Source organism: Alkalibacillus filiformis, assembly GCF_030814115.1.
Lineage (GTDB): Bacteria > Bacillota > Bacilli > Bacillales > Alkalibacillaceae > Alkalibacillus > Alkalibacillus filiformis.
In genome coordinates, this window is record NZ_JAUSUP010000004.1 from 96,016 (window position 1) to 109,253 (window position 13,238).

General features: G+C 37.5%; 17 protein-coding genes and 1 riboswitch. Of the genes, 14 read left to right on the plus strand and 3 right to left on the minus strand.

Annotated elements, in window-relative coordinates; all coding sequences use genetic code 11:
* The first annotated feature begins 62 nt into the window (after window positions 1–62).
* The 5 genes from J2R98_RS08550 (at window position 63) to J2R98_RS08570 (ending at window position 3,867) form a co-directional block, all read left to right on the plus strand.
* Window positions 63–767 carry an ABC transporter ATP-binding protein gene (locus J2R98_RS08550; RefSeq protein ID WP_307068022.1) on the plus strand — a complete coding sequence of 235 codons (705 nt, stop codon included), beginning with the start codon at window positions 63–65 and terminating at the stop codon, window positions 765–767.
* Between the two features lie 4 nt (window positions 768–771).
* Entirely contained in the window at window positions 772–1,866 is a 1,095-nt protein-coding gene (locus J2R98_RS08555; protein WP_307068024.1) for an ABC transporter permease, read from the plus strand.
* Window positions 1,867–1,881: 15 nt separating this feature from the next.
* On the plus strand, window positions 1,882–2,403 hold the full coding sequence (locus J2R98_RS08560; RefSeq protein ID WP_307068027.1) for a tubby C-terminal domain-like protein: 522 nt from the start codon (window positions 1,882–1,884) through the stop codon (window positions 2,401–2,403).
* Window positions 2,404–2,468: 65 nt separating this feature from the next.
* A complete protein-coding gene (locus J2R98_RS08565) occupies window positions 2,469–2,912 on the plus strand; it encodes an 8-oxo-dGTP diphosphatase (protein WP_307068028.1) in 444 nt (147 codons plus the stop codon).
* A 337-nt stretch (window positions 2,913–3,249) separates the two neighbouring features.
* The gene (locus J2R98_RS08570; RefSeq protein WP_307068030.1) at window positions 3,250–3,867 is read left to right on the plus strand and encodes a hypothetical protein; all 618 of its coding nucleotides are present in this window, start codon (window positions 3,250–3,252) and stop codon (window positions 3,865–3,867) included.
* 170 nt (window positions 3,868–4,037) lie between these two features.
* Here J2R98_RS08570 and sda read toward each other — a convergent pair whose 3' ends face one another.
* Window positions 4,038–4,184 (minus strand): sporulation histidine kinase inhibitor Sda, encoded by a 147-nt coding sequence (sda, locus tag J2R98_RS08575; protein WP_307068032.1) that lies wholly within the window; start codon window positions 4,182–4,184, stop codon window positions 4,038–4,040.
* 308 nt (window positions 4,185–4,492) lie between these two features.
* Between sda and J2R98_RS08580 the strand changes: the two genes are divergently transcribed.
* Window positions 4,493–5,950: a protein adenylyltransferase SelO gene (locus J2R98_RS08580; protein WP_307068034.1), complete on the plus strand. Its 1,458-nt coding sequence runs from the start codon at window positions 4,493–4,495 to the stop codon at window positions 5,948–5,950.
* A 42-nt stretch (window positions 5,951–5,992) separates the two neighbouring features.
* On the opposite strand, the gene J2R98_RS08585 is transcribed toward J2R98_RS08580, so the two are convergent.
* Window positions 5,993–6,430: a DUF4181 domain-containing protein gene (locus J2R98_RS08585; protein WP_307068036.1), complete on the minus strand. Its 438-nt coding sequence runs from the start codon at window positions 6,428–6,430 to the stop codon at window positions 5,993–5,995.
* Window positions 6,431–6,441: 11 nt separating this feature from the next.
* A complete protein-coding gene (locus tag J2R98_RS08590) occupies window positions 6,442–6,882 on the minus strand; it encodes an NUDIX hydrolase (protein WP_307068038.1) in 441 nt (146 codons plus the stop codon).
* A 114-nt stretch (window positions 6,883–6,996) separates the two neighbouring features.
* Window positions 6,997–7,099, plus strand: a riboswitch (TPP riboswitch).
* Between the two features lie 142 nt (window positions 7,100–7,241).
* On the opposite strand from J2R98_RS08590, the gene tenA reads away from it, so the two are divergent.
* Genes tenA through thiE form a run of 8 tightly spaced genes read left to right on the plus strand, consistent with a single transcriptional unit; the run spans window position 7,242 to window position 13,180 of the window.
* Window positions 7,242–7,925, plus strand: a complete 684-nt coding sequence (gene tenA, locus J2R98_RS08595) for a thiaminase II (RefSeq protein WP_307068040.1) — start codon at window positions 7,242–7,244, stop codon at window positions 7,923–7,925.
* Between the two features lie 53 nt (window positions 7,926–7,978).
* The gene (locus J2R98_RS08600) at window positions 7,979–8,749 is read left to right on the plus strand and encodes a thiazole synthase (protein ID WP_307068042.1); all 771 of its coding nucleotides are present in this window, start codon (window positions 7,979–7,981) and stop codon (window positions 8,747–8,749) included.
* A 16-nt stretch (window positions 8,750–8,765) separates the two neighbouring features.
* Window positions 8,766–9,869 carry a 2-iminoacetate synthase ThiH gene (gene thiH / locus J2R98_RS08605; RefSeq protein ID WP_307068044.1) on the plus strand — a complete coding sequence of 368 codons (1,104 nt, stop codon included), beginning with the start codon at window positions 8,766–8,768 and terminating at the stop codon, window positions 9,867–9,869.
* Window positions 9,870–10,484, plus strand: a complete 615-nt coding sequence (locus J2R98_RS08610) for a thiamine phosphate synthase (RefSeq protein WP_307068046.1) — start codon at window positions 9,870–9,872, stop codon at window positions 10,482–10,484. It begins immediately after the preceding gene.
* A complete protein-coding gene (thiS, locus tag J2R98_RS08615) occupies window positions 10,468–10,671 on the plus strand; it encodes a sulfur carrier protein ThiS (RefSeq protein ID WP_307068047.1) in 204 nt (67 codons plus the stop codon). Before J2R98_RS08610 ends, thiS begins: the two co-directional genes overlap by 17 nt.
* Before the next feature lie 17 nt (window positions 10,672–10,688).
* Window positions 10,689–11,708, plus strand: a complete 1,020-nt coding sequence (locus J2R98_RS08620; RefSeq protein ID WP_307068049.1) for a thiazole biosynthesis adenylyltransferase ThiF — start codon at window positions 10,689–10,691, stop codon at window positions 11,706–11,708.
* A gap of 15 nt (window positions 11,709–11,723) precedes the next feature.
* Window positions 11,724–12,530 carry a bifunctional hydroxymethylpyrimidine kinase/phosphomethylpyrimidine kinase gene (gene thiD / locus J2R98_RS08625; RefSeq protein ID WP_307068051.1) on the plus strand — a complete coding sequence of 269 codons (807 nt, stop codon included), beginning with the start codon at window positions 11,724–11,726 and terminating at the stop codon, window positions 12,528–12,530.
* A complete protein-coding gene (gene thiE / locus J2R98_RS08630; RefSeq protein ID WP_307068052.1) occupies window positions 12,527–13,180 on the plus strand; it encodes a thiamine phosphate synthase in 654 nt (217 codons plus the stop codon). Before thiD ends, thiE begins: the two co-directional genes overlap by 4 nt.
* Window positions 13,181–13,238: the final 58 nt, after the last annotated feature.

Below are 13,238 nucleotides of genomic sequence, written 5' to 3' on the forward strand. Positions count from 1 at the left end.
AGTAAAATTTATGGAAAATTGTGTTAAAATATAGTGAGGAGTACGGTGAAAGTGGTGGTTATATGCTATTAACAGTAGATATAAAAGAGGCCAAGTATATTAACAGCCAAGTCGTGTTAAATGACATCCAATTTACCATACCTGATGGCCGTTTAGTAGGTTTAATTGGTCCAAATGGAGCTGGGAAAAGTTCAATTATTAAGTCGATTATTGGGGTTATGCCAGTTTTTGAAGGTGAAATCGATTATAAGGAATACTCATACATACCGGAGAGACCTATTTTTTATGAAGGGTTAACATTATGGGAACATATTGAGTTTCTATATTCAACTTTATCAGTTGATGAAGAAGTCTTCTTTTCTGATGCTGAAGGGTTATTAGAGAAGTTAAAGTTGTCGAGCGTTGTGCATGATTTGCCTGATTCTTTCTCAAAAGGAATGCAACAAAAGGCAATGATCGTGTTAGCCTTTTTAAGAAAGCCTAGTTTGTATATTATTGATGAGCCATTTATGGGTTTAGATCCACAAGCTATTAATATATTTTTACAACTAATTAAACATGAAAAGGAAAGAGGCGCAGGTGTTTTATTGTGTACTCATGCTTTAGACACAGCTGAAAAAATCTGTGATGAGTTTGTTTTGTTATCTAACGGTAAAATACTAGTCCAAGGTGAATTACGAGCTGTTCAGAAAGAAAGTCAACTTGTCGGTGGTTCTTTATTTGATTGTTTTAATCTATTAACTGAGCGTGACACTGATGGTGGCTAATCAGTTGGTTAGAAAAAGGTTGCTGCAAGACTTTCAAAGACAGTTGAAGGTTGTTCGGACTGTCATTGACTGGACGATAATTGTTTATCTCGTTTTACCTTTAGTAGCGATTTTTATGTTAGATATTTGGATAAACCCGAATCAATATTGGAATGAGGCTATTCCTTTTTACGGTGTAAGTCTTTTGCTGTTGCTGTTTTGCTCTAGCGGTAGTATTAGAACGTATCTGTATGAAGCGGATTTATTGTTTTTGTTACAGCGACCTGATCTCATGAAGCGTATGCGCCTATATAGTTTTGGGTTATCAGTCGTAAAGTCTATTATACATATTTCCATGGTGATACTTTTGTTTTTACCAATCCTTCTCGTCATTTATGAACTTAATGTAATGGACTTTATTTTACTAATACTATTCCTAATCGGGTATAAAACAACTGTATTGTTTATAAGAAAAAGGTTTAATCATTTTGTAGTTAGTATTCTTTTGTCTTTCATTGTTTTAGTTTTAGCTGGAGTAACTTTAACTTATACTTCATCGTCAGTTTATGCAGTAGTTGGTGTAGTCCTTATCTTCATAACAGGTTACTTGTTTATGAAAATGGATTATAGACGCCACTTGCTTAAGGATATAGAAAGTGAAAATGACTTAAAAAATAGATTGATCAACTTAATCTTTCATATGTCGAATGATGTGGAAGTGGGTATGAGAACTAAACCGATGAAGTGGGTCAGGTTAAGGTCTAGGAGACTATTTAAGAAGAGGACAGAAGAAAATGTACTTTTAGAAATGCTAATTAAATCTGTTATAAGACATCATAAGTATATAGGAGCTTATTTACAAATCATACTAGTTACATTGCTTGTCATTATAATGGTCCCATCTTATTGGTTTGTCGCTATTATATATATTAGTTTTAGAGCTTTCATCAATTCTTGGTTTAATAGCGTTTATAGCCAATTAGTTGCAAGCGACTTTTTCACTGTTGTGCCGTATTCGCATTCCAAGACGATTTTTGTGAGAAAACGGTTTAAAAAGTGGATGACGTTTCCAGCAATTGTACTTGTAACGCTAGTATTAACGGCTAAAATTTGGTTGTAATTGGAGTGCAGTATTTTGAATCCACACTATTATTATGAAATTCCGTTTAATTTAGGGTCAAGAAAAGAAATTCCAGTGTATGATCAGGGGCATAACGTTCTCTATATTTTACAACGATATAATAAAAATTGGATTGATGCTTTATTGTCAGCTCGTAACCCACGTGGTGCTGTTAGTGTGAAACTGAAAGATTCTAACGGTCAAAAACTTTTAACTGCGACAGAGCCATGGTCTTTTAAAAAGAAATTCCATGTAAACTTTAATCTTGAGGAACAAGAGTTGATCGCTACAGTTGTGAACAATTTGAATGTAACGAATAAACAACTAGAGTTTTCTTTAAACGGGAATAATTACTTAATTTCAAAAGAAGCTTTTAATAATAGAACGCTAGTTTATGAAAATGAGAGTGTCATCGTAGAAATGAGTTATGACCAACTCCTTCCACCGAGAAGCAACTATATAAAAGTGGTAGGTGGAGAAATTGAGACATCAATTTTAATTTGTTTACTCCATACTTTTGAGTTAGGTGTTAAGTAGACAAACTATGATAAGATGAAATTGAATTTTAATTATAAAATTAGTAGAGAAGTGGTGAAGTATTGATGGGGAAGAGTGAAAGTGTTGTGCTAACAAACATGTGTATGGTGTATGATGGTGATTACATATTAGTTCAAAACCGCATTAATAAAAATTGGCCAGGACTGACATTTCCAGGTGGACACATCGAAAGAGGAGAATCATTTGCCGATTCGGTCATTCGCGAAGTTTATGAAGAGACTGGTTTGACGGTTAAATCTCCTGTTCTTTGTGGTGTAAAACAGTTTAAGCCTAAAAATGCTGATCGTTATATTGTCTTCTTTTATAAAACGGATCAATATGCAGGTGAATTAACTTCTTCTCATGAAGGGGAAGTATTTTGGATCAAAAAGGACGAGCTAAAGGATTATGAGCTAGCTAGTGATTTTGAAAGCATGTTCGAAGTGTTTGAGTCTGAACAGTTAAGCGAGTTTTTCTATAATGAAGATTTTGAGATGGAGTTATTGTAGATGTGTAGAAACCTAGAAAGTTAGGGCTACTCTCATACCAACGGTTAAGACAGAGAAAGCGAGAGGCATTTAAACCTCTCGCTTTCTTTAAAGGGAAAAAGGGGAATACAGCTTTTGAATAATTATATTTATTATTTACCCGCTAGTTGGAGTGATGAAACATTAATGAGTGATCATTTGTTTCAATAAAGTAGCCAGTTTATAACTCAATATGATTTAGTACTCAAAATCCGCGCTTTACACCTTTTGAGTAATTTTCATCATCTACAATCCTCTTTCACGTTAATTTGTGGTGTTATATAATGGAATAGTAGGAAAAAATAAAGAGGTGAGTTAGATGGTGAAGAAATATTTGATGCTACTTTTAGTTGTAGCTTTACTTGTTGGTTGTACAAATGATGCGCATGAAGAAGAACAGACAATTGAAGAAATAGAAGCAGAATTATTAAACAAATCAGAAGATGTATTTAATAATCTATTGAATTTGAATTGGGAGAAAGTTTCTGAATACTTACATCAAGAAAAAGGATTAGTTTATTCACCCTATTCTAATGTCGGGTTTGATGATGACCTGCATTTTGACAAAGAGATTGTAAAAGATTTTGGTAATACTGAAGAACAATATAGTTGGTACTGGGCGCAGAATGATACCGAGTATAAAGATACGCCGAACGGTTTTATTGAGAATGTTATTAAAACAAGAGCCGATTTAAATAGCTCTAAATATGAGGTGACGTATGGTCAGATAACATTTAATGATTCAGCCTATACCAACGATACTCAAATTAATACTATAAATGAAGAATACCCAGAAGCTTATTATGTTGAGTATTATCATGAGCCAAAGGATTTAATGGAGCATGATGGGAAACAGCAAGCGCTCCGTTTCGTTTTTGAGAAAATAGATGAAGAATGGTATTTAATAGCCTTAGTTCGTGGTGCGCATAATCCATAAGTTCAGTTGGCGATTAAGGGTTGAGTTTTGAATCTACGAACAAAAGTGAAGGTCATTTCCAATCTCGCCTTACTCTGCAATCCATCCTACACTTTGAAGAGGGAGCCTAGTGTAACCCAACCTCCAATTATTAAAAAAAGAAACTTGGCTCGTTGCCAAGTTTCTTGCGGTTAGTGCTGATTCGGATTTATATCTTCGAGGTTAAAGCCCCTGAATGCAATTTCTTTTTCTAGTAGGTTAATAAAATCTTTAGATAAGTTAATCTCAACCGCTTCATGATAAGCCGTAATTAACGTTGAATCATCTAAGTTAGCCAATGGTTTCTCCCCCTAGCTCTTTACTACACAAAACATATACATATATGTAATGCTTAAATCTTTATTATGAATTTTTTTCCACAAATCCTAGTATACACAATGTATATAAAATTTCTAGTGTTTTGCCCAATTTTTTTATTATTTTTTATAATTGTTAACACTTTGTAAAGATAAAGGGTCAAAACTCGACATTAATTAGTCAAGGTGTTCTTTATAACGACCTTCATACATAATCAATTTACTCGAGTAGACAATAAAAGTAACATTGTGTTTATATGGAAGTAATTAAAAGAAAAAGTAGGGATACGATGACAAACATTGGATGGAACTTAGAGAATAGCTACACTGAGCTACCAAATATATTTTACAGTGAAGCTGAACCAACCCCAGTAGAATCTCCTCAATTAGTGTTTCTAAATGGTGGTTTAGCAAAGTCATTAGGCCTTGATCCTCGAGCTCTGCAGTCAGAAGAAGGTGTTGCAACCTTTTCTGGGAATAAAATTCCTGATGGGTCCAAGCCGATTGCACAAGCATATGCGGGTCACCAGTTTGGTCATTTTACAATGTTAGGTGATGGTCGTGCCCATTTGTTAGGTGAACAAGTAGCTCCTGACGGTAAGCGATATGATATTCAGTTAAAAGGTTCTGGGCCAACGCCTTATTCGAGAAGAGGTGACGGTCGAGCAGCTTTAGGGCCGATGTTAAGAGAGTATATTATGAGTGAAGCGTTACATGCACTAGGAATTGCATCTAACCGTAGTCTTGCAGTCGTGGTAACAGGTGAACCAGTTCATCGTGAAACCGTATATCCTGGGGCTATTTTAACGCGCGTATCAGAAAGTCATCTTCGGGTTGGGACATTCCAATATGCGCGTCAGTGGGGGAAAGAAGAGGATCTAAAAGAATTAGCTGATTATGCGTTAGAACGGCATTTTACAGGCTATGAAAATGCTGAGAATCGCTATTTGTTCTTATTAGAAGAAGTTGTGAAAAGGCAAGCAAAAGTTATAAGCGATTGGCAACTAGTCGGCTTTATCCACGGTGTCATGAATACCGATAATATGACGATTAGTGGTGAAACGATTGATTATGGTCCATGTGCTTTTATGAATGCTTATGACCTTGAGACAGTATTTAGTTCAATTGATGAGCAAGGTCGGTATAAATATGGTAACCAGCCACGGATTGCGATGTGGAACTTGGCGAGGTTAGCAGAGAGTTTACTTCCTATTATGAGTGATGATCCTGAATCGATGGTTGAAGTTGCAGAGAAGACTGTTTACCAGTTTATCGAACTTTATAAAGAGCACTGGATGGAAGGCATGCGTTCAAAGTTAGGTCTATTTAACACTGAAGAAGATGATGAAACATTAATCGATGAGTTGTTAACGTTAATGAAAGATCATGAGGCGGATTTCACGAACACGTTTCGTTCATTAACGCTTGGAAAGTTTGAAGGAATCGATCTTTTCGGATCAGAAGGGTTTAATAATTGGTATCAAAAGTGGCAAGAACGCTTAAGTCGACAAGATGAATCAGAAGAACAGTCGAAGGAATTGATGAAGCAATCTAACCCATCAGTCATTCCGCGAAACCACCGTGTTGAAGAAGCACTAGAAGCTGCAGAAAATGATGGTGATTTAACGGTGATGGAAAGTCTTCTACGTGTTCTTTCTAAGCCTTACGCTTATACGCCAGATCAAGAAGAATATACCAAATTGCCGCCAGAGTCTGATGATGATTACAGGACATTTTGTGGGACATGAGTCTAGTATCTTAAAAAAGGTTAGGAGTTTTCCTCCTAACCTTTATGTATTTAAATATAGTTCAAGTAGTCCAAGTAAATCAAAGTATATAACGATTACGACTCCCATTGTAAGGACAAAACTATTACCCAGACTAACAAATGCGCGTCGTGGTGTCGAAGAATATTTCCACTCAAAAAATGCGTTAACTAAATACTCCAAAACTGACCAAAATACAATAACAGCGATCAAAATGTAAAACGGTGGATTAGGTTGTTGGCTACTAACATAAAAAAAGGTGATTAAAGCTAAGAAACCACCACCAAATCTAACAATTAAATTAATCTTTATATGCTGGTCATTTATTTTATATGGTTTAAGAAAACCAGTCTTTACTTTATCTACGTTAAATGCTTTTCTTAATAAAATATTTGTCCCTTCTAAAATTATGATGATGCTTAACACAATGGCAAAAACCATAAGCCAGGTTATAATGGTCACAATGTTCTTCCTTATATACGTTCTTGAAGTTTCAATTGCAGGACAGCATAACACACCTCTGGATCGGTTATTTTTGAACCTTTAATTTGTCGTATACATTGCTCAACAGGCATGGTTATGACTTCAATCGTCTCGTGTGATTCAAGTTGTTGAGCAACTCGACCTAAAATTTCTTCAGAATAATAGATATGTGTCATTTCATTTTCGATCCATGGAGCAGCGTGTATCTTACCTAGGTAATCAAGTTCCCCGCATTCGTACCCAGTTTCTTCGAGCAACTCTCTTCTAGCTGCATCTTCTAATTGTTCCCCTTGTTCAACTCCGCCGCCTGGTAACTGAATGATATATGAGTTGATTGGCTGTCGGAATTGATTAATCAAAATAAAATCATTGTCATGACGGAGAAGGACGACGACTGACTGGTCCGCCTCATGGTTACTAGTTTGGCTCACTTTAAAAGCTCCTTTAACGATAGTTATAGATTAATAGTAGCATAGTGTTAAAAAATGGTTAACATAATGTCAGAAATTTGTTAATATGAATTTAACAAGAAAATATTTATAAAGTAACAAAGCTAGGGGTGCCATTTATAGTGGCTGAGAGGAGTAATTCCGACCCTTTGAACCTGATCTGGTTGGTACCAGCGTAGGGAAGTGTAGTTGCTCGGATTTTTTGGATTATAAATCTTATCCATATTTCTCCAAGTCAACCACTTTCTTATGTCTGGTATAAGAAAGTGGTTTTTTATTTGGAAAATGACACATTCGACGTTTTCCAAATTTAAATATAAAACGATCTTGGAGGGATTGGTATGAAATTTTCAGAAGTACTAAGGAAAGAGACGGATTACATTTGGGAGGCTAACTTTAATCATCCTTTTATTAAAGGGATTGGTGAGGGGACGTTACCGATTGAATGTTTCCGTTATTATGTCATGCAAGATGCTTATTACTTATCGCACTTTGCTAGAATTCAATCACTTGGCGGAACAAAAGCAGATGACTTTTACACAACGAGTCGTATGGCAGCACACGCTCAAGGGACTTATGAAGCGGAGTCAGAACTTCATCGTAATTTTTCAGAAAGACTAAATATTACTGAAGAAGAACAAGCGAACTTCAAGCCAGCACCAACGGCATATGCTTACACATCTCATTTATATCGCACATCTTATCAAGGTCATTTAGGTGATGTGATCGCGGCCATTTTACCTTGTTATTGGATTTATCAAGAGATTGGTGAAAAACTTAAAAACTATCAACCGGATGAGCCGATTTATCAAGAGTGGATTAATGCTTACGGTGGCGAATGGTTTAAAGAGTTAGTCGAAGAACAAATTAATCGTCTTGATGACATTGCTGAACAAGTGACAGAAGCGGATCGAGAACGTATGAAAGAACACTTCACGATTAGTTGCCACTACGAATTAGCCTTTTGGGAAATGGCATACAACTTAGAAAAATGGCCAGCAGAAGCTGAAAAACTAAAATCTTAGGATTCTAGTAGCCCTAGCTTAATAAGATGTATTAACGAATGGAGGAATGTATGATGCAAGATTCATTAGTCATTGCAGGTAAAGAATTAAATAGTCGGTTGTTTGTTGGGACAGGGAAGTTTGCTGATCATAGCAAAATGAAAGAGGCATTACAACAATCGCGTTCAGAGGTCGTTACAGTAGCGGTACGTCGAGTTGATTTAAGCGGGTCAGATCAATATATCTTAAACGATATTCCTGACTATATGACGTTAATGCCAAACACTTCAGGTGCTCGCTCAGCTGAAGAAGCGATTCGAATTGCTCATTTAGCAAAAGCGGCTGGAATGGGTGATTGGATTAAAATCGAAGTCATCTCAGACAGTAAATATTTGCTTCCTGATAATGAAGAGACGATTAAAGCAACAAAAGCATTAGTTGAAGAAGGTTTTGTTGTGCTTCCGTACATGAGTCCTGACTTAATGGCAGCTAAACGACTAGAAGAAGCTGGGGCTGCTACAGTTATGCCATTAGGTTCACCAATTGGATCAAATCGTGGCATTCGAATGAAAGAAATGATTCAAATTATGGTTGATGAAATTAATGTACCTATTGTTGTCGATGCTGGAATTGGTCGTCCTTCTGAAGCAGCAGAAGCAATGGAAATGGGGGCTGATGCTGTCTTAGTTAATACAGCGATTGCAACAGCAAAAGATCCAGTCGAGATGGCGAGAGCGTTTGACTTAGCTATTCAAGCAGGTCGCTCGGCATATATTTCTGGATTAGGAGCATCATCAACGAAAGCGAATGCTTCTTCTCCGCTTACAGGATTTCTACACTCATAAAAAAGGATGATTTAACGTGAGTTTTTATAACGTATTAGAGAAGGTCAATCAACTTCCTTTAGAAGACATGATGGAAAATGTCACCCACCAAGATGTTGAAAGAGCGCTACAAAAAGGCCGAATTAATGAAGAGGATTACTTTGCTTTGTTGTCACCGAAAGCTGAACCTTATTTAGAAGAAATGGCTCAAAAAGCACATCAACTAACGGTTCAACACTTTGGCAACACGATGCAAATTTTCTTGCCACTTTATGTTTCAGATTACTGTGTTAATACGTGTAAGTATTGTAGCTTCAGTGTCGACAATGATTTCCCACGTCGAATTTTAACGATGACGGAGCTTGAAGAAGAAGCGAAAGTCATAGCAGATATGGGTGTTGAACATATTATCATACTTTCTGGTGAGTCGATGATGCATTCGTCTGTGAAATATCTTAAACAGTGCATGAAAGTGCTGAAGAAATACTTTTCATCAGTCGGGTTAGAAATTCAGCCGATGGATACAGAACAGTACGAAGAGATTGTTGAGAGTGGAGTAGATAATTTAACGGTTTATCAAGAAGTTTATGATGAGGAAATATACCGTGAGTTACACACCAAAGGGCCGAAACGTTTCTTTAAGTATCGCTTGGACACACCGGAGCGTGGTTGTGAAGCAGGTATGCGAGCTGTTTCAATCGCAGCACTATTAGGGTTAAATGATTGGCGTCGTGAAAGCTATATTACTGGGTTACATGCGCAATATTTACAGCAGAAGTATTTAGACGTTGAAGTTGGAGTAGCCTTTCCGAGAATTCAGCCGAATGCCGGTAGCTTCCAACCTAGAGTAGAAGTAACCGATCAAAATTTAGTTCAAGCGATGCTAGCTTACCGTATTTTTCAGCCACATTCAGGCATTACGGTTTCGACAAGAGAGCGCCCAGAGTTTCGTGAGCAAATTTTACCGCTTGGTCCGACGAAAATGTCAGCAGCATCATCAACTGTCGTCGGTGGTTACAGTGAACCTGATAACACACAAAGTCAGTTTGAAATCTCTGATGAACGCTCAGTTGATGAAGTTAAACAAATGTTGTTAAGCCATGGCTATCAACCGGTTATGAAAGATTGGCAGTTGATTTAAATGACTGAAGGGATCCATTTAATTTCAAATGGTAAACAGTCTTTAGAGCAATTTGTAAGTGTTGCACAAGTGGTATCACCTTACGTCAACTATATTCATATTAGAGAAAAACATCGAACAGATGATGAACTCGTTAAGTGGATTGATGAGTTAGTTAAAAAAGGCATTTCGAAAGATCAACTTGTCATGAATGAACGTGTCGCGTTGGCCGTTCAAGCGGGCGTTAAAGGTGTTCAATTAACGGATCATAGTGAAGATGTCTCTTCTGTCCGAACAAAACACCCTAATCTATTAATTGGTCGATCAGTCCATTCCATTGAGGAAGCTCAACAGGCGGTTCGTGATGGGGTAGACTACGTCATTTTTGGACATATTTTTAAGACGAATTCTAAACCAGGCCTAGCCCCGCGTGGTTTAAAACAATTAGAAAGGTTGACTGAGTCTATTAGTACCCCTGTCATTGCCATTGGTGGAATAACACCTGAACGAGTGGAAAGTGTGATGGCTCATGGTGCTAGTGGTGTTGCTGTCATGTCAGGTTTAATAGACTCAGAGAAACCAATAGAAGAAGCAAAGCATTATCTAGGAGGTGTTCGTCATGGTTATTCATGTTAATGGGGAGCAGCGTGAATTATCGAATGATATCCAGACTGTTTCTGACTTGCTTAATCATTTTGAACTAGCTAATAAAAAAATCATCGTTGAACTAAACGCTAACATTGTTGATTCAAGTCAACACGAAGAAATAACAGTACAAGATGGTGATCGAGTGGAGCTCGTTCACTTCGTTGGCGGTGGTTGATTAAAGGAGGCCATCAGATGCAGGAACGTTACTCAAGACAAATATTATTTGACGGGATCGGGGAAGAAGGGCAACAAAACTTGCAGAAAAAGCACGTCCTAATTGTCGGTGCAGGAGCTTTAGGAACAGGTAATGCTGAAATTTTAACCCGCGCAGGTGTCGGTCGAATAACGATTGTGGATCGTGATTACGTAGAGGTAAGTAATTTACAAAGACAACAGTTATATACCGAACATGATGCTAATGACAGAATACCTAAGTCGGTTGCCGCTCAAAAAAGGTTACGAGAAATTAATCCTGACGTTGAAGTGGACGGGAAAATCATGGACGTCACTGTAGAAGAAATCGATCAACTTGTTTCTAATGTTGATTTAATCATTGATGCGACTGATAACTTTGACATTCGTTTTTTAATTAATGATGTCGCCCAAAAACACCGCATTCCATGGATTTACGGTGGGTGTGTTAGTAGTTATGGGCTAAGTTTTACGATTTTACCTGGTGAAACACCTTGTTTGAATTGTTTACTTGAAACGATCCCGCTCGGTGGTGCGACATGTGATACCGTTGGCGTCATTGCACCAGCAGTTCAAATGGTCGTCGCTTATCAATCAGCTGAAGCTATGAAAATTTTAGTCGAAGATTTTGAAGCAGTTCGTCGTAAACTCGTTTCATTTGATTTATGGAAAAATGAACAGTCAGCCATTGATGTTAGCCGTTTGAAAAAGGAAGGTTGCCCATCTTGTGGTACTTCTCAAACTTATCCATATTTATCATATGAAAACCAGACGAAAACAGCAGTCTTGTGCGGGCGTAACACGGTACAAATTCGACCACCTAAAAAGGTCAATCGTGATTTAAACGCTTTAGTAACACAGTTAGAAAATCAAGGTGGAGCTATTGAGCAAAACCCATTTTTAGTCTCGTATCAATCTGAAGATAGACGTGTTGTCTTTTTCAAAGATGGACGCGTACTCATTCACGGAATGAAAGATATTGTAGAAGCGAAAAAGATTTATCATCAATTATTAGGTTAGTAGGGAGGAATAGGTGTGACGGTAGCAAAAGCATTAACAATCGCTGGTTCTGACTCTGGTGGCGGAGCAGGAATTCAAGCAGATTTAAAAACGTTTCAAGAATTAAAAGCATATGGTATGTCAGTCCTAACAGCTGTTACAGCACAAAACACGTTTGGCGTACAAGGCGTTTATCCTCTAACGGTAAGCCAAGTGGAAGAACAACTAGATTCAATTGGAGCAGATTTAAAGCCTGATGCTTTAAAAACGGGGATGTTATTTAGTGCAGAGATTATTGAAGCTGTAGCGAAAAAAATTCAACAATATGAAATGAATAATGTTGTGATTGATCCTGTTATGATTGCAAAGGGTGGCGCAAAATTGTTACAAGATGAAGCAATCGATGCGATGAAAAAGCATTTAATACCAGTCGCAACTGTTGTAACACCAAACATCCCTGAAGCTGAAGCAATTACAGGTCTAACATTAAATTCTATGGACGACCGAAAAGAAGCGGCTAAACGTTTATACCACTTAGGTGCACAAAATATTATCATTAAAGGTGGTCATGGTGAGGAAAAGGAAGTGATCGACCTTATATATGATGGTGAGACTTTTACACAATTAATAAATGACCGACAGTATACAGAAAACACTCACGGTACAGGGTGTACATTTGCAGCTGCCATTGCCGCTGAACTTGCAAAAGGTGCTGATAGTTTAGATGCCATTCGCGTTGCAAGGGAATTTATTCAAGTTGCGATTGAAGATGACTTACACATTGGATCTGGTCATGGACCAACGAATCATTGGGCATTTCAAAGTAGGAGAGCGAAAGTATGATTAAACAAAACAATTTAAAGCAACAATTATCATTATACCTTGTTATGGGTAGTCAAAATTGTAAGTATGATCCTGTTGAGACTTTAGAAAAGGCAATTCAAGGCGGTGTGACGTTCTTTCAATTTCGAGAAAAAGGAGAAGGTTCTAAGACAGGGGAAGAAAAGATCGAATTAGGTCTTCAACTTAAAGAAGTTTGTTATCGACATGGCGTTCCATTTATTGTTAATGATGACCTTGGACTCGCAATAGAGTTAGACGCAGACGGATTACATATCGGCCAAGAAGACGGGGATATGAAAAAAATCAAAGATTCCCTTAAGAGTCATCAATTATTTGGGGTTTCAACTCACAATGTTGAAGAAGCATTAGAGGCTCATCGAATAGGCGTAGACTATATCGGTGTAGGGCCTATGTTCAATACGACAACGAAAGACGATATCGAGGAAGTAAGAGGACCTGTCGTCATTAAGGAGATTAGAGAACAATTGCCTGACATACCGGTCGTCGGAATTGGCGGGATTAAACACGATAACGCGTCACAAGTTATTGAGGCAGGTGCAGATGGGGTAGCAGTGATCTCGGACATTACAAAAGCGGAATCAGTTGATGAATCGACAAAAAGAATAGTAGAGAAGAGCAATCGATCGTGATTGCTCTTTTTTAGTACGCTTCTGAAGCTATGTTTTTTGGCGTTCACTAGAATTTATC

Excerpts from the sequence above, each read along its gene's own strand:
- J2R98_RS08550 (WP_307068022.1), top strand. The coding sequence starts at position 63 with ATGCTATTAACAGTAGATATAAAAGAGGCCAAGTATATTAACAGCCAA.
- J2R98_RS08565 (WP_307068028.1), top strand. The coding sequence starts at position 2,469 with ATGGGGAAGAGTGAAAGTGTTGTGCTAACAAACATGTGTATGGTGTAT.
- J2R98_RS08570 (WP_307068030.1), top strand. The coding sequence starts at position 3,250 with ATGGTGAAGAAATATTTGATGCTACTTTTAGTTGTAGCTTTACTTGTT.
- J2R98_RS08580 (WP_307068034.1), top strand. The coding sequence starts at position 4,493 with ATGACAAACATTGGATGGAACTTAGAGAATAGCTACACTGAGCTACCA.
- tenA (WP_307068040.1), top strand. The coding sequence starts at position 7,242 with ATGAAATTTTCAGAAGTACTAAGGAAAGAGACGGATTACATTTGGGAG.
- J2R98_RS08600 (WP_307068042.1), top strand. The coding sequence starts at position 7,979 with ATGCAAGATTCATTAGTCATTGCAGGTAAAGAATTAAATAGTCGGTTG.
- J2R98_RS08610 (WP_307068046.1), top strand. The coding sequence starts at position 9,870 with ATGACTGAAGGGATCCATTTAATTTCAAATGGTAAACAGTCTTTAGAG.
- thiS (WP_307068047.1), top strand. The coding sequence starts at position 10,468 with ATGGTTATTCATGTTAATGGGGAGCAGCGTGAATTATCGAATGATATC.
- J2R98_RS08620 (WP_307068049.1), top strand. The coding sequence starts at position 10,689 with ATGCAGGAACGTTACTCAAGACAAATATTATTTGACGGGATCGGGGAA.
- thiE (WP_307068052.1), top strand. The coding sequence starts at position 12,527 with ATGATTAAACAAAACAATTTAAAGCAACAATTATCATTATACCTTGTT.